Annotated in this window: 23 protein-coding genes; 10 read left to right on the top strand and 13 right to left on the bottom strand. The window is 73.3% G+C overall.

From position 1 onward, the window contains the following. Nucleotides 1–9 precede the first annotated feature (9 nt). Nucleotides 10–951, bottom strand: a complete 942-nt coding sequence (locus ACFV46_RS07415; RefSeq protein WP_385497333.1) for a YbhN family protein — start codon at nucleotides 949–951, stop codon at nucleotides 10–12. Next, nucleotides 948–2,444 carry a hypothetical protein gene (locus tag ACFV46_RS07410; RefSeq protein WP_385497332.1) on the bottom strand — a complete coding sequence of 499 codons (1,497 nt, stop codon included), beginning with the start codon at nucleotides 2,442–2,444 and terminating at the stop codon, nucleotides 948–950. The genes ACFV46_RS07415 and ACFV46_RS07410 overlap by 4 nt, the downstream gene beginning before the upstream one ends. Nucleotides 2,445–2,661: 217 nt before the next feature. On the opposite strand from ACFV46_RS07410, the gene ACFV46_RS07405 reads away from it, so the two are divergent. The 4 genes from ACFV46_RS07405 (at nucleotide 2,662) to ACFV46_RS07390 (ending at nucleotide 6,790) form a co-directional block, all read left to right on the top strand. Beyond that, nucleotides 2,662–3,312, top strand: coding sequence for a nucleoside/nucleotide kinase family protein (locus ACFV46_RS07405; protein WP_385497330.1), 651 nt, complete (start codon nucleotides 2,662–2,664; stop codon nucleotides 3,310–3,312). Nucleotides 3,313–3,364: 52 nt separating this feature from the next. Further along, nucleotides 3,365–5,038 (top strand): ArnT family glycosyltransferase, encoded by a 1,674-nt coding sequence (locus ACFV46_RS07400; RefSeq protein ID WP_385497329.1) that lies wholly within the window; start codon nucleotides 3,365–3,367, stop codon nucleotides 5,036–5,038. Nucleotides 5,039–5,093: 55 nt separating this feature from the next. After that, complete coding sequence (locus tag ACFV46_RS07395) at nucleotides 5,094–6,038, top strand: MurR/RpiR family transcriptional regulator (RefSeq protein ID WP_361935653.1); 945 nt, start codon at nucleotides 5,094–5,096, stop codon at nucleotides 6,036–6,038. Nucleotides 6,039–6,415: 377 nt separating this feature from the next. Beyond that, nucleotides 6,416–6,790, top strand: a complete 375-nt coding sequence (locus tag ACFV46_RS07390; RefSeq protein ID WP_151782557.1) for a hypothetical protein — start codon at nucleotides 6,416–6,418, stop codon at nucleotides 6,788–6,790. A 20-nt stretch (nucleotides 6,791–6,810) separates the two neighbouring features. Here ACFV46_RS07390 and ACFV46_RS07385 read toward each other — a convergent pair whose 3' ends face one another. After that, entirely contained in the window at nucleotides 6,811–7,584 is a 774-nt protein-coding gene (locus ACFV46_RS07385; RefSeq protein ID WP_385497327.1) for a cellulose binding domain-containing protein, read from the bottom strand. Between the two features lie 76 nt (nucleotides 7,585–7,660). Beyond that, nucleotides 7,661–8,506, bottom strand: a complete 846-nt coding sequence (locus ACFV46_RS07380) for a hypothetical protein (RefSeq protein ID WP_385497326.1) — start codon at nucleotides 8,504–8,506, stop codon at nucleotides 7,661–7,663. Between the two features lie 193 nt (nucleotides 8,507–8,699). Between ACFV46_RS07380 and ACFV46_RS07375 the strand changes: the two genes are divergently transcribed. Together ACFV46_RS07375 and ACFV46_RS07370 are read left to right on the top strand one after the other, a co-directional pair. Beyond that, nucleotides 8,700–9,338 (top strand): ATP-dependent Clp protease proteolytic subunit, encoded by a 639-nt coding sequence (locus tag ACFV46_RS07375; protein ID WP_376726045.1) that lies wholly within the window; start codon nucleotides 8,700–8,702, stop codon nucleotides 9,336–9,338. Between the two features lie 2 nt (nucleotides 9,339–9,340). Beyond that, nucleotides 9,341–9,943, top strand: a complete 603-nt coding sequence (locus tag ACFV46_RS07370; protein ID WP_151782560.1) for a ClpP family protease — start codon at nucleotides 9,341–9,343, stop codon at nucleotides 9,941–9,943. Nucleotides 9,944–9,958: 15 nt separating this feature from the next. On the opposite strand, the gene ACFV46_RS07365 is transcribed toward ACFV46_RS07370, so the two are convergent. The 3 genes from ACFV46_RS07365 to ACFV46_RS07355 form a co-directional block, all read right to left on the bottom strand. Continuing rightward, complete coding sequence (locus ACFV46_RS07365) at nucleotides 9,959–10,432, bottom strand: helix-turn-helix domain-containing protein (protein ID WP_385497325.1); 474 nt, start codon at nucleotides 10,430–10,432, stop codon at nucleotides 9,959–9,961. Between the two features lie 78 nt (nucleotides 10,433–10,510). Continuing rightward, entirely contained in the window at nucleotides 10,511–10,966 is a 456-nt protein-coding gene (locus ACFV46_RS07360; protein WP_385497324.1) for an ATP-binding protein, read from the bottom strand. A 97-nt stretch (nucleotides 10,967–11,063) separates the two neighbouring features. After that, a complete protein-coding gene (locus ACFV46_RS07355; protein ID WP_385497323.1) occupies nucleotides 11,064–12,215 on the bottom strand; it encodes a DUF6777 domain-containing protein in 1,152 nt (383 codons plus the stop codon). A 222-nt stretch (nucleotides 12,216–12,437) separates the two neighbouring features. Here ACFV46_RS07355 and ACFV46_RS07350 point away from each other — a divergent pair, with 222 nt between their 5' ends. Further along, nucleotides 12,438–13,736 (top strand): streptophobe family protein, encoded by a 1,299-nt coding sequence (locus ACFV46_RS07350; protein ID WP_385497322.1) that lies wholly within the window; start codon nucleotides 12,438–12,440, stop codon nucleotides 13,734–13,736. A 10-nt stretch (nucleotides 13,737–13,746) separates the two neighbouring features. Here ACFV46_RS07350 and ACFV46_RS07345 read toward each other — a convergent pair whose 3' ends face one another. From ACFV46_RS07345 to ACFV46_RS07330, 4 genes are all read right to left on the bottom strand, one after another. Then, nucleotides 13,747–14,787: a serine/threonine-protein kinase gene (locus tag ACFV46_RS07345; protein WP_385497321.1), complete on the bottom strand. Its 1,041-nt coding sequence runs from the start codon at nucleotides 14,785–14,787 to the stop codon at nucleotides 13,747–13,749. Then, nucleotides 14,777–15,322, bottom strand: coding sequence for a hypothetical protein (locus ACFV46_RS07340; RefSeq protein ID WP_361935677.1), 546 nt, complete (start codon nucleotides 15,320–15,322; stop codon nucleotides 14,777–14,779). The genes ACFV46_RS07345 and ACFV46_RS07340 overlap by 11 nt, the downstream gene beginning before the upstream one ends. A 7-nt stretch (nucleotides 15,323–15,329) precedes the next feature. After that, the gene (locus tag ACFV46_RS07335) at nucleotides 15,330–17,675 is read right to left on the bottom strand and encodes an FHA domain-containing protein (protein ID WP_385497320.1); all 2,346 of its coding nucleotides are present in this window, start codon (nucleotides 17,673–17,675) and stop codon (nucleotides 15,330–15,332) included. A gap of 68 nt (nucleotides 17,676–17,743) precedes the next feature. Next, complete coding sequence (locus ACFV46_RS07330) at nucleotides 17,744–18,154, bottom strand: hypothetical protein (protein WP_385497319.1); 411 nt, start codon at nucleotides 18,152–18,154, stop codon at nucleotides 17,744–17,746. Nucleotides 18,155–18,510: 356 nt separating this feature from the next. On the opposite strand from ACFV46_RS07330, the gene ACFV46_RS07325 reads away from it, so the two are divergent. Then, nucleotides 18,511–18,798 carry a DUF1905 domain-containing protein gene (locus tag ACFV46_RS07325; RefSeq protein WP_361935686.1) on the top strand — a complete coding sequence of 96 codons (288 nt, stop codon included), beginning with the start codon at nucleotides 18,511–18,513 and terminating at the stop codon, nucleotides 18,796–18,798. 18 nt (nucleotides 18,799–18,816) lie between these two features. On the opposite strand, the gene mgrA is transcribed toward ACFV46_RS07325, so the two are convergent. Further along, nucleotides 18,817–19,809: an L-glyceraldehyde 3-phosphate reductase gene (gene mgrA / locus ACFV46_RS07320; RefSeq protein WP_376726039.1), complete on the bottom strand. Its 993-nt coding sequence runs from the start codon at nucleotides 19,807–19,809 to the stop codon at nucleotides 18,817–18,819. A gap of 137 nt (nucleotides 19,810–19,946) precedes the next feature. Here mgrA and ACFV46_RS07315 point away from each other — a divergent pair, with 137 nt between their 5' ends. Beyond that, nucleotides 19,947–20,834: a LysR substrate-binding domain-containing protein gene (locus tag ACFV46_RS07315; protein ID WP_361935692.1), complete on the top strand. Its 888-nt coding sequence runs from the start codon at nucleotides 19,947–19,949 to the stop codon at nucleotides 20,832–20,834. 25 nt (nucleotides 20,835–20,859) lie between these two features. Next, nucleotides 20,860–21,369: a DUF664 domain-containing protein gene (locus ACFV46_RS07310; protein ID WP_361935695.1), complete on the top strand. Its 510-nt coding sequence runs from the start codon at nucleotides 20,860–20,862 to the stop codon at nucleotides 21,367–21,369. Here ACFV46_RS07310 and ACFV46_RS07305 read toward each other — a convergent pair. Further along, the gene (locus tag ACFV46_RS07305) at nucleotides 21,357–22,421 is read right to left on the bottom strand and encodes an adenosine deaminase (protein WP_385497318.1); all 1,065 of its coding nucleotides are present in this window, start codon (nucleotides 22,419–22,421) and stop codon (nucleotides 21,357–21,359) included. The genes ACFV46_RS07310 and ACFV46_RS07305 overlap by 13 nt on opposite strands. Nucleotides 22,422–22,462 lie beyond the last annotated feature (41 nt).

The following is a 22,462-nucleotide window of genomic DNA, read 5'->3' as shown; positions in this document are numbered from 1 at the left end:
CCGTACGGCTCACAGCGTGCGGCGCCGGACCAGCAGCGCCAGGACCAGCAGCCCCGGCAGCAGCGGCAGCCACACCGTCAGCAGCCGGTAGCCGAGCACCGCGGAGGCGGCGGTCGCCGCCGGCGCCCCCGCCGTGGTGAGCGCGTAGGCGAGCACCGCGTCCAGGGAGCCGAGGCCGCCTGGCGTCGGCAGCAGCGCGGCCGCCCCGCTCGCCGCGAGGTACAGCAGGGCCAGCCGGGCCGGGCCGAGACTCAGCCCGACCGCGTGGGCGACGGCGGTGAGCGCGGCGCAGTGCCCGAGGACATAGCCGAGGGAGCCGCCCCACAGGGCCGCCGCCCGGGCCGGCCGGGCGTGGACGGCGACGCTGTGGCCGCGCAGTGCGGCCAGGGCGGCGCGGCCCCGGGACCGTACGGTGTCGCTCAGCAGCAGGAGGCACAGAGCCACCGCGCACAGGGCGGCCGGCACTCCCCCGCCGCCACGCGGCAGCCGCAGCACGCCCGGGCAGGACAGCACCAGACCGGCGATCAGGGCGGCCCGCACGGCCACCCCGGCGGTGCCCTTGACGGCCATCGCGAGGGCGGCGCGGGCGAGGGGCAGGCCGGCCCGTACGAGGTAGCGCAGGTTCACCGCGCCGGAGCCGAGTCCGACGGGCAGCACATGGCCCGCGGCGGACGCGGCGAACTGGGCGCCCAGCAGAGCCGTGGGCGGCAGCCGCCGCAGCACGGCGCCCTGCTGGGCGAGCGCCGCGCACGGCCAGGTGGTCAGGGTGGCCACGGCGGCCGCCAGCAGCCAGGCCCGGTCGGCGGCGGCGAGCCGGACGGCGCCGGTGTGCAGCACCGGCCAGTGCCGCCGGGCCAGCCAGACCAGGGCCAGCAGGACGGCGAGGGTGAGGGCGGTGTGCGCGTAGGCGCGGGCGCGCCGGGCGGGGGTGAGGGCCGGGTCCGGCGTCATCCAGGTCCGCCCGCGCCCGGGAGCGGGGCGACCCGGGCGTCCAGGCGGGGCAGGTGGTGCAGTTCCCAGGTGCGGGCGTACGACGGGCCGTCACCGCGCCGCGGGCTGAGGGCCGCGACGGGCGTGTGGCGGGCGGTGTCCAGGATCGCGGCCTCGGAGGTGTCGGCGTTGTGGCCGGCGACGGCGCCGGAGGTGCAGCCGGCGTAGAAGGCGATGGGGATGGACTGCTCCCCGGTGAGCAGGCAGGGCGGGCGTACGCCGAGCCGGTGCAGTTCGGTGGCCGAACGGGCCCAGGCGATCCGGGCCTTGGTGGTGCGGTCGACGGTGCTGTCCAGGACGGAGTACTGCACGCCGAGGTGACCGATCAGCGCCAGCCCGATCACGGCGAGGGCCACCGGGCGCGGGCGTCCGTTCCTGCCGACGGCCAGGTGGAACAGCGCGTCCACGACCGGGATGGCGAGCAGCGCGTAGGCGGGCAGCAGGAAGCGCGGGGCGGCGTAGCCGATGAGGAACAGGTAGGGGACGGCGGCCGTGGTGGCGCAGGCCAGCGGGAGCAGGGTGCGCTCGGTGCGTCCGGCGCGGACGGCGGCGAAGAGGCCGTAGCCGGCGAGCACCGGGAGCGTGAGCCACCAGGCGTAGATGCCCGGGTCGGGGAGTTCGCCGCCGCAGGGCCGGCACAGGGCGGACCCCATGAGGCTGCGCATCTGGTCGTCGACGGCGATGTTCCAGCCCAGGTCGCCCTGGATACGGGACGCCTCGTTGAGCCGTTCGCGCAGTCCGCCGAAGGCGAGGAACGCCTCGACGACCCACTCGACGCCCCCGGCGGCCAGGCCCCCGGCGAGGGCGGCGCCGAGCCGCCACCGGCGCCGGACGGCCACGAGGGCGAGCAGCGGCAGCGTCACCCACACCGCGTCCGTGGGCCGCATCCAGGCCATCAGCGCGGCGCCGCCCACGACACCCCACAGGGCGGGGGTGTCGAAGCGGTCGGCGCTCACCCGCAGGAAGCAGCCGACGCAGATCAGCGCGCCGAACGCGACCCAGAGGTTGGGCATGGCCTGGGGGCCGTAGAACATGGTGATCCACAGGGTGACGAAGAAGGCACCGGCGCCGGCCAGGACCCGGGCGGGGAAGAGTCCCCGCCACACCCGCAGGGCGAGGTACAGGCCGAGTCCGGACAGGACGGCGAGGTAGACGCGGAGCAGGACCGTGGACGACGACCAGGAGGCGATCGGCCAGACCAGCAGGGAGACGCCGCGCGAGCGGGGGGCGCTGAAGAAGGCGGCGGGCCGGTCGGCGGAGACCTGGCTGACGTAGACGATCTCGTCCCAGCCCAGGCCCATGGCGGGGCCGACGAGCAGGAGTTGGGCGACGGTGAAGGCGCCGGCCACGGCCGCGAGCAGGAGGTCGCCGCGCAGCCGCCGTGGCCCGCCGGTCCCGGTCCGCCGGTCGGGCCGTCCCGTGCTGATGAGCATGGGCTTGGTGCCGTGCGCCATCGATCACCCCTCACCCCCGCGTGTCGCGGGTCTTGCGGCCCCGCGGCCCGGCGAGTGGCGCGGGGAGCCGAAAAGATTAAAAACACCGACAAACTAACCCGTACCGGGCATGGCGGTGGGGTGGGTTGGGCCAGGTGCCGCACGAACGGCGCGTCCGCCCCGGTCAGCGCGTCCACCGGGGGTGGACCGGCGCCACCCGGATGCCACACTCTGCTGTGTGGCTCCGACCTTCGCAGACCTCCTCGACCGTGCCCGCGCCCTGGCCGACGGGGGCGGCCGTGCCGTCCTGGGCATCGCAGGCAGCCCCGGGGCGGGCAAGACGACCCTGGCCGAGACCCTGGTGCGGGAGCTGAACGGCACGGGTGACCCCTGGGTCGCCCATGTGCCCATGGACGGCTTCCATCTCGCCGACGCCGAGCTCGAACGGCTCGGCCGCCGCGACCGCAAGGGCGCCCCGGACACCTTCGACGCCGCCGGGTACGCGGCCCTGCTGCGGCGGCTGCGTGAGGAGCCCCGTGACATCACCGTCTACGCACCCGGGTTCGAACGGGTCCTGGAGCAGCCGATCGCCGGTGCCGTGCCGGTGGAGCCGGCGGCCCGCCTGGTCGTCACCGAGGGGAACTACCTGCTGCTGGACACGGGCGCGTGGGCGCTGGTGCGGCCCCAGCTGGACGAGGTCTGGTTCTGCGAACTGGAGGAGCGCGAGCGGCTGCGGCGGCTGATCGCCCGTCATGAGCGGTTCGGCAAGACGCACGAGGAGGCGGTGGCCTGGGTGACGCGCTCGGACCAGCGCAACGCGGAGCTGGTCGCCGCGACCCGGGACCGGGCCGACCTGGTGGTGCCGGCGGCGACCGCGCTGCCCTCGTGAGTGAACCCGGGCGCCACGTGAGCCGTACCCCTGGGCACGGCGGAAGGTGCGGATGATGGCGCTCGAACAGAACCCGGTCGCGGTCGCGCCCCCGGCGCCGCAGACGCCTCCCGGCCCCGGCGGGCCACGCCGGCGGTGGCCGCTGCCCCTGCTGGTGGTGCTGCTGCTCGCGCAGATGGCCGTGGCCATGGTGACGACGGCCGTGCAGCAGACACCGACGATCGACGAACCCGTGTACGTGGGGACGGCCGCCGAGTACCTGCACACGCACGAGCTGGTCCACAACCCCGAGCACCCGCCGCTCGGCAAGCTCGTGATCGGGGTGGGGGTGGCGCTCGCCGGTCCGCATGTGGACGCCCGATCAAGCGCCGACCAGGGCGAGTTGGGCCGGCACCTGCTGTACGGGTCGGCCAACGACCCATGGCGGGTGATGCTGTTCGCACGGCTTCCGGTGATCGTGCTGACGCTGGCGTTCGGCTGGGTCGTGTTCGTCTTCGCCCGTGAACTCGCGGGCCCGCTCGCCGGGTTGACGGCACTCGGGCTGTACGCCTTCTCCCCCGACCTCGTCGCGCACGGTTCGCTCGCCACGCTGGACGTCCCGGCGGCCGGCTTCGTGCTGACGTCCGTATGGCTGGCGTGGCGGGCGCGTCACCGGCCGCGCCGGTACGTACCGCTCACCGGGGTGGCGCTCGGGGCGGCCCTGGCCACGAAGATGAGCACGCTCCCCGCCGTACCCGTCCTGCTCGCGCTCACCGCGCTGTCCGTGTGGTCCGGGCGGCCGCCGTCGTCGTCCCGGCGCCCGGCGGTGCGCCGGGCTGCCGTGGCCGCCGTCGTGGTGGCGGTGGTCGCGGTCGCCGTCGTCTGGGTGACGTACCTGGTGGTCGATCCGCGGCTGCGCTGGGACCCGGACCAGCCGGTGCCGGTCGTGCACGGCCTGCGGGGCCTGGCGGTCGACCTGCTGCCGTTCCCGGAGGCCTACCGGGACGGCATGCGCGTGCAGTTCGCCTTCGAGAACCACCCCTGGCAGGGCTTCCTGTTCGGCCGGCTCTACACGGGCGCGCTCTGGTACTACCTGCCGGCCGCGCTGCTCGTGAAGACACCGCTCGGCATGCTCGCCCTCTGGGCGGCGGGCGCGGCGGCGGTGCTCTCGGTACGGCGGCTGCGGCCGGCGGCGCCCTATCTGCTGGTGCCCGCCGCCGTGCTGCTGGCCACGGCGATGCTCGGGGCCCGCAACTTCGGTACGCGCTACGCCCTGTTCATGCCGATGTTCCTGGCCGTGGCCGCGGGATGCGCGCTCGCCGTGCGGCGGCGGTGGGTCACGGCCGGGGTGGCGGCGCTGGTGGTGTTCGTCGCGGTCAGTTCGCTGCGGACGTTCCCCTACTATCTCCCGTACTCCAACGAGGCGTTCGGCGGTCCGGAGCAGACGCGGCTGCGGCTGCACGACTCGAACGTGGACTGGGGCCAGGACCTGGGCCGGCTGGCCGACCGGCTCCGCGAGCGGTACTCGGGCGAGCGGGTCTGGCTGGTCTACAAGGGCAGCGGGGTGCCGTCGTACTACGGCATCCGGGCCCGCGATCCGCGCGAGGTGCCCCCGGACGAGGTGCGCGGACTGCTCGTCGTGTCGGACTCGGCGGCGGCCAAGGCGACCGGCCGGCTGGCCCGGTTGATCGCCGGCAGCCGTCCCGTCGATACGATCGGGCACTCGATCACCCTGTACCGGCGGTGAGCGGGCGCCCGTTCGATCCCTGGTCACCACGGTGCGTGGGCTATGTTGAAGCACTGTGGAAGACAATGGAGGCGCGCCTTCGCCCTCGCCCCAGCAGGCGCGCGCGCAGGCGTCCGCGATCACCTCGGGAAAGACCGCTCCGGAAGCGGAGGCTTCCCCGACTTCCCAGCTCCGGGACCTCTTCGACCAGCCGAGGCTGTCGCCCGGGCAGCGCCGGATCGCCCAGTACCTGATCGAGCACCTCACGGAGGCGGCGTTCCTGTCGATCACCGATCTCGCCGAGCGGGTCGGGGTCAGCCAGCCGTCGGTGACGCGGTTCGCCGCGGCGGTGGGGTTCAGCGGGTACCCGGCGCTGCGGGAGAAGCTGCAGTCGATCGCCCTGGGGACGTTCACGGGCGGTCCCGCGTCCGAGGAGAACGGCGCCAACGAGTTGCAGGCCGCCGTGGACGCCGAGATCGAGAACCTGGAGAACCTGCGGCGGGACTTCGTCGACCCCGACGAGGTGATCGAGGTCGGCCGCAAGCTGTCCCGCTCCACGCCGCTGACCGTCCTCGGGCTGCGCATCTCGGCCTCCCTCGCCGAGTACTTCGCCTACGCGGCCCGCCGTATCCACCCCGACGTACGGCTGGTCACCCGGGGCGGCAGCGTCGCCTACGACGCCCTGCTCCAGTCGCGCGAGGCCGGGGGGACCTGGGTGCTGGCGTTCTCGATGCCCCGGCACGCCCAGGAGACGCTCACCGCGGTGCAGGTGGCGCGCAGCGCCGGCCTGAAGATCGCCCTCGTCACCGATCTCGCGCTGGGCCCGGTGGCGGACGCCGCCGACGTCGTCTTCGCCACGGGCACCGGCTCCCGCCTGGTCTTCGACTCCTACGCGGCGCCCGGCGTGATGGCGGCCGCGCTCCTCCAGGCCATGACCGACGCCGACCCGGAGCGCACCCAGGGACGCCTGGAGGACTACGAGCAGATCTCCGAGCAGCACCAGTTCTTCCTGCGGGACTGACGGGACCGCTCCCACCCCACCTGCCGAACCACGGCACACGGGCAGCTTTCGCTTCAAATCACGCATGAATGTTTTCATACGCCTTGCAAACCAGACGGCATATATAAATACTGCAGGCGCATCACCCGCCCGACAGAAGGCAGCCGGTCCGCTCATGCACACGTCCTCCCATCCGTCGTGTGCATCCCGGCTGCCGCGTCGGGCTCCACAACGAACAGCTCCTGCCGCCGTCTCCTACCCGCGTCGGCGCACGGGCTGTTCGGTCGGGCACCGCCTGCGTGTGTGCCCGGTGGCGGCGGCCCCGGTCATCCCCTAGGCCGGGGCCGCGCCGAAACCCCGTCGGACACCCCGGACGACGCCGCACACCCGTGGAAGCGATGATCATGCCCTTGACGACGACGCGCATCAGCCCGGACTGGCCGTGCCAGGTCAAGACCCCCGGCTCCTACGACTGGGAACGCTCCGCGGCCAAGTGGCTGCGCGACCTCGTGCCGGCCCGCTACGCGAGCTACCCGGCGCTGATCCGCCACCCCGTCCTGCTGGCCCGGCACGCGCAGATCCAGGTGCAGCAGGAGATCCGGGTCGCGCGCACCGCGCTGCAGACCGCCCGGGCCGACCTGCCGGGGCTGGGGCTTCCCGAGTCGGTCATCGAGCACACCATCAAGATGTACGCCGCCGAGGTCATGCAGCTGCAGCACATCGCGCGCAGTGTCCGCGCGGTGTCGCAGGCCCTGGTCGAGCGCGGGCGCTGACACGGCGGCGGATCCCCTGATCAGGACGCGCCGCGCGCCGCGCAGCTGACCTCCGCCGACGGCGAGGCGCCGGACGCGGTCGCCGCCAGGAAGCCGAAGGTGACGCTGGCCCCCGGGGCGAGGCTGCCGTTCCAGTCCGCGTTGGCGACGGTCGCCGAGCCGTCGGTCCCGGTGGACAGCGTGCCGTCCCAGACCTGGGTGAGCCTGGCGCCGTCGGCCGGTACGACCGTCGCCGTCCAGGCCGAGACGGCGGCGGACGGGGCGCCGGTCACCGTCACCTCCCCCTGGAAGCCGCCCTGCCAGCTGGAGACGGTCCGGAAGGACGCGGTGCAGCCCGCGTCGGCGCCGGGCGCGGCTCCCGCAGGAGCCTCGGACGCGGAGGCGGAGGGCTTCGCGTCCGAGGCGGGCTCCCGGGCCGCGGCCCGGGTGCCGCCGTCGTCGCGCTCCACCAGCAGGAGGGCCCCGCCGAAGCCGAGGACCGCCGCGGCCGTCACGGTCACCGCGAGGGCGGTACGGCGAAAGCCCGCGCCGTGCGCGACGGGCGTGGGAGCGGGAGCGCTGCCGCCGTACGGGACGGTCTCCCCTTCCCCGGGGACGGCCGGCAGCTCCTGCGTCGCGTCCTCGGCACCGGGCGCGGGCCGGGGCAGCGCGACCGTCTCGTATCCGCCGGCGGTGTCCTCCTCCCACTCGCGGAAGAGTTCCGCGAGGGCGTCGGTACGGCGTGGGCGCAGCACGTGGATCGGTTCCAGGGCCGGTCCTTCGCCGGATTCCGCGGGGTCGGGCTGGGTGGGCACACCGCTCTCCTTCCGTCCCGTCGTGCACGGGTTGGCCATTCCCCCGAGAGAGATACGGCGGTGCCGCCCGGCCGGTTCAGGCGCCCGTTGGCGCGGGGCCGGTGACGCAGCGGCGCAGGGACTCCTTCATGGCGGCGACGAAGGCGTCCCGCCGGGTGCCGTCCACGGAGTCCAGGGAGAGATACGGGTTGAGGTCCTCCAGCTCCACCAGCAGCAGTGTGCCGTCGGGGGCGCGGCAGGCGTCGACGCGCTGGATGCCGTGCGCGAGGGCGTTCCAGTCGACGAAGCGCCGGGCGAAGTCCAGGTCGGCGGCGCTCGGTTCGTAGGGTTCGAGCTGCCAGCGCCGGTCGGTGTGCGGGGCGTAGAGGGCGTACTGGAAGGCGTCGTCGACGAAGTAGAAGGACACCTCGTAGGCGAAGTCGATGTGCGGCTGCACGAGGACGGTGCCGTCGGCGGCCTCGCGCGCCTCGGGTGCGGAGACGATCCGCAGCCCTAGGGAGTCGGCGCCGAGCTTCGGCTTGACCACGTACCGCCCGGCGCCGGGCAGCAGGTGCAGGTCCTCGGCCCGGTCCACGGTGGGGATGACCGGGAACCCGGCGGCGGTCAGGTCGAGCAGGTACTGCTTGCCCGTCATGTCCCCCCTGCCGGTGAGCGGGTTGTAGACGCGGGTCCCGGCGGCGAGCGCGCGGCGCCGGAAGTCCTCGTACACGTCCTGGTAGCCGAGGACGGGGCCGCTGTTGCGGACGACGACGGCGTCGAAGGCGTCCATCAGCGCCGCCGCGTCGCGGGGGTGGCACAGCGCCAGGTCGAAGTCCTCGCGCAGCCGGGAGGTGAGGTGGATGTCCTCGTCGCAGTAGCGGCGCCCGCGGGCCGGGTACGCGAGGTCGCTGACGTACAGGATGCGGGGACGGGCGGCTGGCATGCGGGGCTCCTGGGGCTGCGGTGGCAGCCGATCGTATGCGGCGCCCCGATGTCCGGACAAACGTCGGCTCGGTGACGGCCGGGGGTGGGGGCGTTCTGCCCTCGGCCGATCTGCCGCAGGCAGAGAAAGCCGCCGGTGGGGCCCGGCCCGGCCGACAGTGGAGGCGACGGCATCCCATCACCGAGGAGGACCGATGACTCCACCTGTCACGTTCGCGCCCCGCGCGGAGGAGGGCGAGACCCCGCCGACCCGCTTCGACGACCAGCTCGCCTCCCAACTGCTGGGCCAGCGCATCGTGTTGCTGGGCACCGAGGTCACCGAGGCGTCCGCCAACCGGGTGTGCGCCCAGCTGCTCCTGCTGTCGGCGGAGGATCCGCGTACCGACATCAGCCTGTACATCAACAGCCCGGGCGGCTCGGTCCACGCGGGCCTGGCCATCTACGACACCATGCGGCTCATCCCGAACGACGTCTCCACGCTCGCGATGGGGTTCGCGGCCAGCATGGGCCAGTTCCTGCTGAGCGTCGGCACGGCGGGCAAGCGGTACGCGCTGCCGAACGCGCGCATCATGATGCACCAGCCGTCGGCGGGCATCGGGGGCACCACCGCGGACATCGAGATCCAGGCGGACAACCTCGAGTTCACCAAGCGGACCATCGAGCGGATCACCGCCGAGCACACCGGCCAGACCCCGGAGACCATCTCCCGGGACGGGGACCGCGACCGCTGGTTCACGGCCGAGCAGGCCAAGGAGTACGGCATGGTGGACCAGGTCCTGGAGTCCCTCGCGGACGTCCGCCCGGCCGCCTCCCGGCGACGGATGGGACTGTGATCATGGGCAACTACACGATTCCGTACGTCACGGAGCGCACCCCGCACGGCGAGCGGTCCTCGGACGTCTTCAGCCGGCTGCTGTCGGAGCGGATCATCTTCCTCGGCACCGAGATCGACGACGGCGTCGCCAATGTCGTCATCGCGCAGCTCCTGCACCTGGAGTCGTCGGCGCCGGAGAGTGAGATCTCGCTCTACATCAACTCCCCCGGCGGCTCGTACACCTCGCTCATGGCGATCTACGACACCATGACGTACGTCCAGGCGCCGATCTCCACGTTCTGCGTGGGACAGGCGGCGTCGACGGCCGCCGTGCTGCTGGCCGGAGGGGACCCGGGCCGGCGGTTCGTGCTGGAGCACGCCCGGGTCCTGCTGGGCCAGCCCGCGACCGGCGGCAGCCGGGGCGTGGTGTCCGACCTGGCGCTCCAGGCCAAGGAGATGGTCCGCATCCGCTCGCAGGTCGAGGAGGTGCTGGCGCGGCACACCCACCACGACATCACGACGCTGCGCGCGGACATGGACCGCGACAAGGTGTTCACCGCTCCGGAGGCCGTCGCGTACGGGCTGGCCGACGAGGTGGTGAGCCGGCGCCTGGTGCGGGTCTGAGGCGCCGGCGCCGCGTCACGCGGCCAGGCACAGCCCGTCGTACGGCGATCCCGTCCCGGCGCGTCCCGAGGGGGGCACCCTGCGGGACGTGACCCGCGTCAACTCGCCCTGGACCAGCGTCAGCAGGTCGCCCAGACCGAGGCCCAGGGCGTGGGCGGCGGCCGCGAGGACCTCGGAGGAGGCCTCCTTGCGGCCGCGCTCGACCTCGGAGAGGTAGGGCATGGAGATCCGCGCCGCGTCCGCCACGTCCTTGAGCGTGCGCTCCTGGGCGAGGCGTTCGCGGCGCAGGACGTCACCGACCAGGTCGCGCCACAGGGGCTCCCGGGGCGCGGCCGGCGAGGGCGCGGCGGTGCCGGGCGCGGCGGACGGGCGGGCGGGGGCGGGGCGTTCGGACGGGGGGCGGGTCGTCCCGGGGCGTACGGCGGCCGGGCGGACGGCCGCCCGGCGCAGCGGGATGACGCGGGCTTCGTTCGGCGCTTGTTCGCTCACCCGCCCAGCCTAGGAGCCGGGAGCGTCAGGGGAAGGTGCGCGCGTTCCGCCCTGGACGAAATCGGGCGCGGGCGCTCGTCACTCGGCGCCGAGGCACAGGACCGCGCGGACGCGCTTGCCGACCGGGACGCGTTCCACGACGACCTCGGCGGCCAGCGCGTGGACGATCTCCAGGCCGTGCCGGCCGATGCGTTCGGGGTCCTTGGGGAAGCGGCGGGGCAGCGCGGAGCTGCTGTCGTACACGCAGATCGACACGGAGTCGTCGGTGCCCTCGAGGTCGAGGATGTACGGTCCGTTGCTGTGCCGGTCGGCGTTGGTGATCAGCTCGCTGACCACGAGGAGCACCTTGTCCTCCACGGGCTGCCCGATGGTGGCGCACCACTCGGTCCTGAGCCGGCCGAGGAACACCGCGGCGAAGGACCGCGCCTCGGCGATGCAGCCCTGTTCCCCACTGAAGTGGGCCGCGCGCCGCAGCGGCTCCACGGGCACGTCGAAACCAGTCGGAATCACTGCCCCGTCCACAAGGTCGATCATCGTTTCTCTCTCGGAAGCCGGCACCGCCGGACGCCAGTGCACCAGTCCTGGTACCCAGTCCTGCGCCGTGCAGTCCACCTCCGTTTCGCGCTGTACGTCACAGCGACGACGAGGCCGTCTCCGGTCCTGTGGAGGCGGAGCCCGTGGTGGTCGTCGTACCGCCGTCCGGGGGCGGTTCGGACGTCGTGGTGCCGGGCTCGGAGGTCGGCTCGGACGTCCTGGTCTCGGGCGTGGAGGTCTCCGGGGTGGAGGTGCCCGGAGCCGTCGGGGTGCCCGTGCCGGGCGAGGTGGAGGGGGAGGAGGACTCGCTCACCGACGGCGAGGGCTTCTCCGGGCGGTGGGTCTTCTTGTCCTTGTGCACGTCGTCGCCGGGCTCCCGGGCGATCCACTCGTCGTGCTCGTCGTCGTAGATGACGAACTCGTCGACGGGCTCCTTCGCGGGCATCACCACGACGACCTCGGAGGAGCGGAAGCCGGGCCAGGAGTCGCCGGTGTGGCGGACCGTGCCCTTCTGCTGCACCGGCGGGGTCAGCGGGTTGCCGCACGCGCAGCGCGCCCGGGGCACGCCCTTGTCGTCGACGAGGACGGCGGTGCCGGCCTGGAGCACGGCCTGGTAGCTGGTGGCGGCGCCGTCCTTGAAGCCGTGGTTGGTGACGCGGGTGTCCAGGCGCAGCTGCACGGGGGTGAGGGAGCGCAGGTAGGCGGGTACGCCGGACGGTTCGACGTGGGCGACGGAGGCGAACGCCTTGTTCTTGGCGGGGTCGTCCCGCAAGAAGCGGATCTGCTTCTCGACGTCGCAGCTGGCGACGTCACGGGTGCCGCCGTAGAGGCCGTCCGTGCCGCCGTCGACCGCGCGCACGGCGTTCGAGGGCGCCGATTCGGTGGCCCCGGACGGGGTGGCGCGCTTGGTCGTGCTGTCCTTCGCGGTGGACTCGGTGAAGGGGTCGGGGCCCTTCTTGTCGGCCGCCGTGAGGAAGACCTCGCCGTCGGCCGCGGTGTTGTTCGAGCCGCCGTCACCGCGGGACAGCACCACGGCGACGACCACGGCGGCCACGACCACGGCGGTGAGGGCCGCGACACGGGGCACGGACCTCCACCACGGTGGCTGCGGTCCGGGGCCGCCGGACGCACCGCCGCCACCGCCGGACGGGGGCTGGGAGGGCGGTCCCGAGGGTGGCTGGGAGGGGCCCGACAGGGGGCCCGAGGGCGGTCCTGTGGGACGGCCGGACGACGGAGGGTCGACGCTCACGAGGCCTTCTTCCCGACGCGGGCTCCCGCGGGACACCGGCGGCGCGTCGCCCGCCCGGCCCGTCCCGCGACACCGGAGCACCGCAGTGCCGCTCTTGTCGCAGTTCCTGTGATTCGTAGTGCTTCGTTCCCATTCTGTGCCCCGGGTCCTCAGGGCTCGCAAGCCGACGCGGACGGCCCTCCCGGCGGGCGGCGCACCGGGGTGCTGCTTAGCGTGGGCAGGGTGAGCGCGCAGACCCCTTCCCGTCCGGCCGTCGCCGCCCACGGCTGGGTGCAGGCACTCGTCGTGGTCCTCGCGACGGCCGTCGCCATGGGGGTGGTCGCGACGCTGGGGCTGTGGGCGGCCGGGGCGGCCGACCTGCCGGACGGCGCCTTCCCCCGGGTGGTCGCCGCGACCGTGGTCACGGCGGTCGGCGGCACGGTCGAACTCACGGGCAGCGCCGGGGGGCTGGCCTCGTCCGACGCCGAGCTGACGGTGATCCCGCTGTCCGTGACGCTCACCGGGGCGCTGGTGCTGGCGGCCGGGTTCCTGCGGCCGCTGCGGCACCGGGCGGTCGCCGGCGCCGGGGAACTGGCGGGTTGGGCGGGCCGGATCGCCGGCCTGTGGGTCCTGGCCCTGCTGGCCCTGTCCTTCGGGGCGCGCCAGACCTTCACCCTCTCGTTGGGCGACCTGGGCGAGGACGCGCTCGGCGATCTGGGGGACCTGTTCGGTATCGAACCGAAGGTCGGCTTCACGACGGACGTGGCGCTGAGCGTCCTCTTCGGCGTCCTGTGGCTGCTGGGCGTGTTGGTGCTGGCGCTGCTGGTCGCGCGCGGCGCCCCGCTGCCGGGCCCGCTGCTGCGCTTCCAGGAGTCGGTGCGGCCCGCCGCGTACGCGATGGTGGTCCTGCTGCTGGCCTACGTCGTGCTGGGCGTCGTGATCGGCCTGGTGGTCGCGGCGACGCGCGGCCATGTGGCGGAGACCTTCGCGGTACTGCTGCTCGGGCTGCCCAATCTGGTGTGGCTGGCCCTGACGATCGGGCTCGGCGCGACCTGGAACGGCCGGGTGGAGGGGCCGTTCGGGCTGCCCATGCCGCATGTGCTCGACGAGGTGCTGCGCGGCCGGGACGTCTCCGAGGTCAACCTGGGCACGCTGGCCGAGCAGGACGGCCGGGTGTGGTGGCTGCTCGTCGTCGACGCCGTGCTGCTGCTGGCCGCCGCGGTCGTGATGGCCCGGCGTTCACCCGCCCGGGTGCGGCCGTGGCAGCACGCGGTGCACATGGCGGTCGCGCTGGCGCTGACGGTGCTGATGATCTGCCTCGTCGGCCGGATCTCCGCGCGCTACGGTCTGTCGATCCTCGGCATCGGTGACCTGGGCGGCGGCCTGGCCGGCAACCTCTTCCTCAGACCGCGGACATGGGGGGCCCTGGGCCTCGCCCTCCTGTGGGGCCTGGTCACGGGTTTCCTGGGCGGCCTGCTGGCGCGACGCCTGCGGCATCACGGCGAGGTCCCGGCGGGGGCGGAGCCCACGGGCCGGCGCTGAGGGCGGCTGATCAGCGGCGGTACACCGGGAGGGCCCACGGCGGGGGTTCCGGCGGGGGCGCCATGGGCTTTCCGGCGCCGGTGGCGTCCCGGGGGGCGGCGGACGGGGGGTGGGGGTCCCGTAGGTGGGTGACGTCGTGGTCGACGCGGGTCGGCGGGTGTGCCCCGCGGGTGCCGCCGGCCACGGCGGCGCGCAGTTCGGCGACGAAGGCGAGGCAGGAGTCCTGGCGGTCGTCGGGGCTCTTGGCCAGCGCCGAGGCGAACACGGCGTCCACGGCCGGGGCGAGGTCGGGGCGCGCCTCGGTCAGCGGGGGCGGCTCGTCGTACTGGTGGGCCCACAGCAGGGCCATGTCGTCGTCGCGCTGGAACGGCGGGCGCATGGCCAGGCACTCGTAGACCACGCCGGCGAACCCGTACACGTCGCAGCGCGCGTCGACCGGTTTGCCGGAGATCTGCTCGGGCGCGACGTAGTCGAGGGTGCCGACGAACTGGCCCACGGTCGTGAATCCGGTCAGCGACAGGGACTTCTTGGTCAGCCCGAAGTCGGTGAGGTAGGCGTGCTCGGGGTGGTCGCTGTCGGTGCCGCGCGCGACGAGGATGTTGCCCGGTTTGACGTCCCGGTGGACGAGGCCGTTCTCGTGGGCGGCGTCGAGCGCGGAGGCGACCTGCGCGGCGATCCGCAGGGCCGTCGGGGGCGGCAACGGTCCCTGCTGGTCCAGCAGGTGACGCAGGTCGCTGCCGGCGACGTACCGCATGGCGATGTACAGCACCCCGTCGGTCTCGCCCGCCTCGAACACCGGCACGATGTGCGGGTGGTCGATCGCGGCGGCCGTGCGGGACTCGTGGGTGAAGCGGCGGCGGAAGGTGTCGTTGCGGGCGAGTTCCGGGGCGAGCAGCTTCAGCGCGACCGTGCGCTCCAGGCGCAGGTCCCGAGCCCGGTAGACCACGGCCATGCCGCCCCGGCCGATCTCGCGTTCGATGCGGTAGCCCGCGACCTGCCGGCCGATCAGCTCGGAGGGGCGCCCGGAGAACAGGCTGGTCTCACGGGCCATCGGGCGTCACGACCTGCGTCGGGGCGTGCCCGGGCTCGGCCCGCGCGTGGGGGGCGTCGTCCGTCGCGTAGGTGCTCATCCGGGCCCCGTCCGCGTACACCCACCGCTCGTGCTCGGTGTCGTACAGCCACACGGACTCGCCGTCGACGACGATTCCGACCCGGACGCCGTGGGTGCGGGAGTGGAACGTCTCGCCGTCCAGGCCGCCGGCGGCGAGTTCCTCGACGGCGGACCGGTAGGCGCCCAGCGCCCGTTCGACCCGGGCGAGGAGCGGGCGCGGGTCGGCGGTGCGGGCGAGGGGGCCCGCGCCGGCGGTGGGCGGGTCCTGCGGGACGGTGACGAGACTTCGGGCATCGACCCAGGCGGACCAGCCGTTGGCGCACAGCACGTGCCCCCAGTCGCCCCGGCGTTCGGTGAGCTGGACCGGCAGCAGCGCGTCGAGGGCCACGGTGGGCCGGTCGGGATCGGGGGTCTCCCAGGCGGGCATGCCGTGCTGGGGGACGACGTGGGTGGGCCGGAAGCCGGGGGTCGCCATCGGGTGCCTACTTCCGCATCACGACGGGTTCACGCCGGCGCAGCAGCCGGGAGACGAGGAAGCCGAAGATCAGCGAGAGCACCACGAGCATGCCGATGTTGAACAGCCAGATCGCCGTCGAGTGTTCGAACAGCGGGTCGCCGGTGAGGTCGCCGGGCACGATCCGGGACAGTTCGACGGTGCCGGCCATGGCGCCGAGCGCCCAGCGCGAGGGCACCAGCCAGGACAGCTGCTCCAGGCCGGGGACGCCGTGCAGCTTCAGCAGGGCTCCGCAGAACACGACCTGCACGATGGCGAGCAGCACCAGCAGCGGCATCGTCACCTCCTCCTTGCGCACCAGGGCGGAGACGACGAGGCCGAGCATCATCGCGGTGAACGCGAGCAGGGCGACGGCGATGGTGATCTCGACGAGGGGCGGCAGCAGCACGCCCTCGCCGCGCGGTGCGTTGAGGTCGACGCCGAGCAGGGCGACCAGGGTCAGGACGACGGCCTGCAGCACGGTGATCGTCCCGAGGACCACCACCTTGGACATCAGGTACGCCGATCTGGACAGGCCGACGGCCCGTTCCCGCTGGTAGATCACGCGTTCCTTGACGAGTTCGCGCACCGCGTTCGCCGCGCCGGTGAGGACGCCGCCGACGCACAGGATGAGCAGCGCGTTCATCGCCGTCTCCTGGGTCAGCTTGCTCCCCGCCAGGGCGCGGGCCATCACCCCCATCACGAACGGCAGGGCGATCATGATGATGAGGAAGGTCCGGTCGGCGCTGAGCGCGGCGGCGTAGCGGCGGATCAGGGTGCGCAGCTGGGCGCCGCGGCTGCGGGGTCTGGGGGGCCGGCTGATGACGACGGGGTCGGTGCGGTCCTGCCGGGGCTGCGCGGTGGCGTCGGCGATGTAGCGCCGGTGCTGCGGCGAGGTCCGGTAGTCGCCGTCCCAGTCCCGGTCCTGGTCGCGTTCGAACGCCTCGAAGGCCTCCGGCCAGTGGTCGAAGCCGAAGTAGGACAGCGCCTCCTCGGGAGGTCCGTAGTAGGCGATGCGTCCGCCGGGGGCGAGGACGAGGAGCCGGTCGCAGACGTCGAGGCTGAGGACGCTGTGGGTGACGACGATGACGGTGCGGCCGTCGTCGGCGAGGCCGCGCAGCATGTGCATCACGGAGCGGTCCATGCCGGGGTCGAGTCCGGAGGTCGGCTCGTCGAGGAAGAGCAGTGACGGCTTGGTCAGCAGTTCCAGGGCGACGCTGACGCGCTTGCGCTGGCCGCCGGAGAGGCTGTGCACGGGCTGCTTGGCGCGCTGTTCCAGGCCCAGTTCGTGGATGACCTCGTCGACGCGGGCCTGGCGTTCGGCTTTCGCGGTGTCCTGCGGGAAGCGCAGTTCGGCGGCGTAGGACAGGGCGCTGCGGACGGTGAGCTGACCGTGCAGGATGTCGTCCTGCGGGACGAGGCCGATGCGCTGACGCAGCTCGGCGTAGTCGTGGTAGAGGTCGCGGCCGTCGTAGAGGACCGTGCCGTGGTCGGCGGGGCGCTGCCCGGTGAGGGCGTTGAGGAGGGTGGACTTCCCCGCGCCGCTCGGGCCGACGACGGCGAGCAGGCACTTCTCCCCCACCGGGAAGGAGACGTGGTCGAGCAGGGTCTTGCGGCCGTGGTCGACGGCGACGGCGAGGTCCTGCACCTCCAGGGACACCTCGCCGGTGTCGACGTACTCCTGCAGCTGGTCGCCGACCAGGCAGAACGCGGAGTGGCCGATGCCGACGATGTCGCCCTCCGCGATCGGGGCGCTCGTGACCGGAGTGCCGTTGAGGTAGGTGCCGTTGTGGCTGCCCAGGTCGGTGATCTCGTAGGTCCCGTCGGGCAGGGCGCGCAGCTCGGCGTGGTGGCGGGAGACGATCAGGTCGTCGACGACGAGGTCGTTGTCGCCGGCGCGGCCGACCCGGATGGTGCGGGCGGGCAGCGGCCGGACGTTGGTCGGCTGCCGGAAGGTGCCGGTACGGCTGGGCATCGACACGGCCGAGGGCCGCTCGGGCGCGGCGGCCGGAGTGGGGCGGTCGAGCAGGACGGCACGGGGTCCGTCGGCGGGGTTGCCGAAGCGGATGACGGTGCCGGGGCCGACGTCCCCGTGGTCGACGCGCTGCCCGTCGGTGTAGGTGCCGTTGGTGCTGTGCTCGTCGGCGAGGGTCCAGTGGTCGGCCTCGGGCCGCAGCACTGCGTGGTGCCAGGAGACACGGGCGTCGTCGATGACGATGTCGCTGAGCGGGTCGCGTCCGACGTGGTAGTCGCGGCCCGGTGTCATCACCGTGGAGCCCGCCTCGGTCTCCAGGACCAGTACGGGCGCAGTCGGTGCGATCGAACGCTCCGCCATGCCTGGATTCTATCGATCTGTCCGTATCCGCGCCTGATCGCCTTCGACCCGGGCCCCGGACCTGGGGTCTAGCCGACGGGCAGGATCAGGGCGGGGACGGTGCGCTGCATGCGCAGGGCGTCCACCGACTCGGCGAGGAGTTCGTACTCGGTGGTGTCGTCGCTCACGGCGATCCGCACGAGCCGGCCCGCCGCCAACTCGTCGGCGATGAGTTCTTGTTGATCGACGTCTCCGCACCAGGCGCGCAGCACGGCGGGGACGTCGGGCACGGTGTCGGCGACCGGGACGAGCGCACCGGGCGGAAGGTGCTCGGACTCCGGTCGCGGGTCTAATCGCTCGGCCATCCAGGACGCCCGGTCCCGCAGCCACCACAGGGCGAGGGCCAGGGTGGGGGCCCGGTAGGTCCCGAGGGGTACGCCGATCCGCCGTCCGTCGCAGACGCCGTACGCGGTGACGTGGCAAAGGAACTCGTCGTGCACGTGGCCTCCCCCGTGGTGCCCGTGTTCGCCTGTCGGCGGACCTCGCTTCCCGTGCGGCTCGTGAGCGGTGTGTGAGCGCGCCGTCGCCCCATGTGAAGCACCCTCGCTGTCGAGTATGTTCACTACTGAAACACTGTCACCATGACTTTCCGGCCAGTCTCCTGGCATATTCACGGCGGCTGTTGGCCGAAACGGGACGGGTACCTGGTCACCCCTCGCCGAGGCGGCGGCACCGCCGGGCACGAGCGCGCGTTCCGTGGGCCCTGGCGATGAGTTCGGCGGGGCGCGACGGTCTGCCCCTGTGGAGGCGGGAGGACCGCCCCGGTCACGGAGACCGCCGCGCCCCGGAGGACGCCATGAGCACGCACACGCACCTGGACGCCGAGTTCACCGCCGTCCTGCGGAAGAGCCCCGCCGAAGGGGGCTGGACCTACGTGGTCTGGCCGCGGTCCGCCGCCTTCTTCGGCACCCGCGGACTGGTCAAGGTCCGCGGGACCGTCGACGGGCACCCGTTCCGCAGTTCGTTCATGGCGCTCGGGGACGGCACCCACAAGCTCCCCGTCAAGGCCGAGGTGCGCAAGGCCATCGGGAAGGAGGAGGGAGACACGATCACCGTCCGCCTCACCGAGCGGATCGGCCCCTGAGTACCCCTCCCGCAGGGGTCAGCCCTTGATCACCGCGTCGATGCGGGCCAGTTCGTCCGCGTCGAAGTCCAGGTTGCGGGTCGCGGCGACGCTGTCCTCGATCTGGCGGGCGCTGCTCGCGCCGACCAGCGCCGAGGTGACCCGGCCGCCGCGCAGCACCCAGGCCAGGGCCAGCTGCGCCAGCGTCTGGCCACGGGACGCGGCGATCTCGTTCAGCGCGCGCAGCCGGGCGACCAGGTCCTCGGTGATGGCGTCGGAGTTCAGGAACGGGCTGTCGCTCGCCGCGCGCGACCCCTCGGGGATGCCGTCGAGGTAGCGGCCGGTCAGCACGCCCTGCTCCAGCGGCGAGAAGACGATCGAGCCGACCTGGAGCTCGTCGAGGGCGTCGAGCAGACCCTCGTCCTCGGGGCGCCGGTCGAGCATCGAGTAGCGCGGCTGGTGGATGAGGAGCGGGGTGCCCAGCTCGCCCAGGATGCGGGCGGCTTCCCGGGTCTGCTCCGCCGAGTAGTTGGAGATGCCGACGTACAGCGCCTTGCCCTGCTGCACCGCCGTGTGCAGCGCGCCCATCGTCTCCTCCAGCGGAGTCTTCGGGTCGGGGCGGTGCGAGTAGAAGATGTCGACGTACTCCAGACCCATCCGCCGCAGGCTCTGGTCGAGCGAGGACAGCAGGTACTTGCGCGAGCCCCACTCGCCGTACGGGCCGGGCCACATCAGATAGCCGGCCTTGGTGGAGATGATCAGCTCGTCCCGGTAGGGCGCAAGGTCCGCCTTCAGCGCCTCCCCGAACGCCGTCTCGGCGGCGCCGGGCGGCGGGCCGTAGTTGTTGGCCAGGTCGAAGTGGGTGACGCCCAGGTCGAAGGCGCGGCGCAGGATGGCGCGCTGGGTCTCGGCGGGCCGGTCGGGCCCGAAGTTGTGCCAGAGGCCGAGCGACAGCGCGGGGAGCTTGAGGCCGCTGCGTCCGGTGCGCCGGTAGGGCATGTCCGCGTAACGGTCGGGGTGTGCGGTGTACAACGCGACTCCAGAGGGGTGGGCACACGGGGAGGCGGCGCGCGTGCGACGCCGTTCCGGTCGTGTTCATGCTGTCGCGACCTGCGGGCAGTGGTCCAACAGGTAAATCAGATGGGATTCAGCGGCTAGGCTGCTCAATCATGGAACTGCGCCATCTCCAGCACTTCGTGGCGGTCGCCGAGGACCAGCATTTCACCCGTGCGGCCGAACGCCTCATGGTGTCCCAGTCCGGCCTGTCGGCCTCCATCCGGGCCCTGGAGCGTGAGCTGCAGACGCCGCTGTTCGTGCGGACGACCCGCCGGGTGACGCTCACCCCGGCCGGGCGGGCGCTGCTGTGCGAGGCGGAGCGCATCCTGGCACAGGTGCGGGCCGCGCACGAGGCGGTGGCGGCCGTACAGGGCGTGCTGCGCGGGATGCTCGCGCTCGGCTCGGAGCAGTGCGTCGCCGGGGTGCACGTGGCGGGGCTGCTCGCGGCGTTCCGGCGGGAGCATCCGGACGTGGAGATCTGTCTGCGGCAGGCGGGCTCGGGCGCGCTCGCGGAGGAGGTCGCGGCCGGGCGGCTCGACCTCGCCTTCGCCGTGCGCACCGCCCAGGAGGAGACCGACCAGCTGCGGGCCGTCCCGCTGACCAGCGAGCCCATGACGGTGCTGTGCCATCCGAGCCACCCGCTGGCCCTGGCCGGGGCCGCGGTCACCCCGGAGGACCTGGGCGGCGAGGTGTTCGTCGACTTCCACCCGGACTGGGGGCCGCGCCGGGCCACCGACAGCGTGTTCGCCGCGGCGGGGGTGCGCCGGACGGTCGCGCTGGAGGTCAACGACGTGCACGGTCTGCTGGACCTGGTCGACGAGAACCTGGGGATCGCCGTCGTGCCGCGCCACTTCCGGCACAAGCGCCCGTCCCTCACGGCCCTGCCGGTCAAGGACACGGGCGACACCGTGTACCGGACGGTCGCCCTGCTGCCGCCGGAGCAGGCCACGAGCCCGGCCGCCCGGGCGCTGATGGGTCTGCTGGAGACCGAGGGCGCCTGACGCGTTCCTGCGCGATGGTGGAGCCATGCATGCGAAGGACATCCTCATCGAGGCCTACGGCCGTATCCGCGAAGAGGTCCACGCGGCCGTCGAGGGCCTCGGCCCGGACGAGCTGGGTGCCCGCCCCTCTCCGGAGGCCAACTCCGTCGCCTGGCTGATCTGGCATCTCACCCGGATCCAGGACGACCACGTCGCCGACGCCTTCGGGCTCGAACAGGTGTGGCTGGCGCAGGACTGGCACGGCAGGTTCGGGCTCGACCTGCCCCGCCACGACACCGGCTACGGGCACACCCCGGCGAAGGTCGCCAAGGTCCAGGTGACCTCGGGCGACCTGCTGACCGGCTACTACGACGCCGTGCACGAGCAGTCCCTGGGCGTGCTGCGGACGGTGGCCGCCAAGGACCTGGAGCGGGTCGTGGACGAGCACTGGGACCCGCCGGTCACGCTGGGGGTTCGGCTGGTCAGCGTCCTGTCCGACGATCTCCAGCACGTCGGACAGGCCGCCTACGTCCGCGGGCTCCTTCAGAGCGCGTAGCCCGGCAGGACGACGTCCTCCAGGAGGGCCTTGCGCTCGTCGAACGGGATGAAGGCGCTCTTGACGGCGTTCACGGTGACCGTGCGCAGGTCCTCGACCGTCCAGCCGGCCTCCTCGACCAGCAGGGTCATCTCGCGGGTCATCGTCGTGCCGGACACGAGCCGGTTGTCGGTGTTGAGGGTGACCCGGAAGCCGAGGTCCTTCAGCGCGGTGATCGGGTGCCCGGCGATCGACGTGGCCGCACCGGTCTGGAGGTTGGAGGTGGGGCACATCTCCAGGGCGATCCGGCGGTCCCGCACCCAGCCGGCCAGCCGGCCGAGCTTGCCGTCGACGATGTCCTCGGTGATCCGCACACCGTGGCCGATGCGCTGGGCACCGCAGACCTGCACGGCCTGGTGGATGCTCGGCAGGCCGTGCGCCTCGCCGGCGTGGATGGTGAAGGGCACGCTCTCGCGGCGCAGATGCTGGAACGCGTCGAGGTGGTCGGCGGCGGGGAAGCCGTCCTCGGCCCCGGCGATGTCGAAGCCGACGACACCGGCGTCCCGGAAGGCGACGGCCAGGTCGGCGGCCTCGCGCACCCGGTCGAACATCCGCATGCCGCACAGCAGCGTGCCCACCCGCACCGGGGTGCCGGCCGCCGCGGCCTTGGCCATGCCGGCGGCGAGGCCCTCCTGGACGGTCTCCACGACCTCGGCCATGGTCAGTCCGCCCCGGGTGTTCAGCTCGGGGGCGTAGCGCACCTCGCCGTAGACCACGCCGTCGGCGGCGAGGTCCAGGACGTACTCCTCGGCGGTGCGCAGCAGACCTTCACGGGTCTGCATCACGGCGAGGGTGTGCTCGAAGGTGGCTATGTAGCGGACCAGGTCGCCGGAGTTGGCGGCCTCGAAGTACCAGGCGGCGAGCTCGTCGGGGGCGGTGGTGGGCAGGGTGTGCCCGATCTCCGCCGCGAGCTCGACCACGGTGGCGGGGCGCAGTCCGCCGTCGAGGTGGTCGTGCAGGACGGCCTTGGGAAGGCGGCGGATCACATCGGCGTCTACGCGCGTAGCGGTCATGGTGCGGTCTTTCTCGGTCGGGCGGGGTGCGACGGGAGGGA

This window comes from Streptomyces sp. NPDC059852, assembly GCF_042731455.1.
GTDB lineage: Bacteria > Actinomycetota > Actinomycetes > Streptomycetales > Streptomycetaceae > Streptomyces.
The sequence above is the reverse complement of the archived record's forward strand: the minus strand, read 5'-3'. Positions and strand labels throughout refer to the sequence as shown.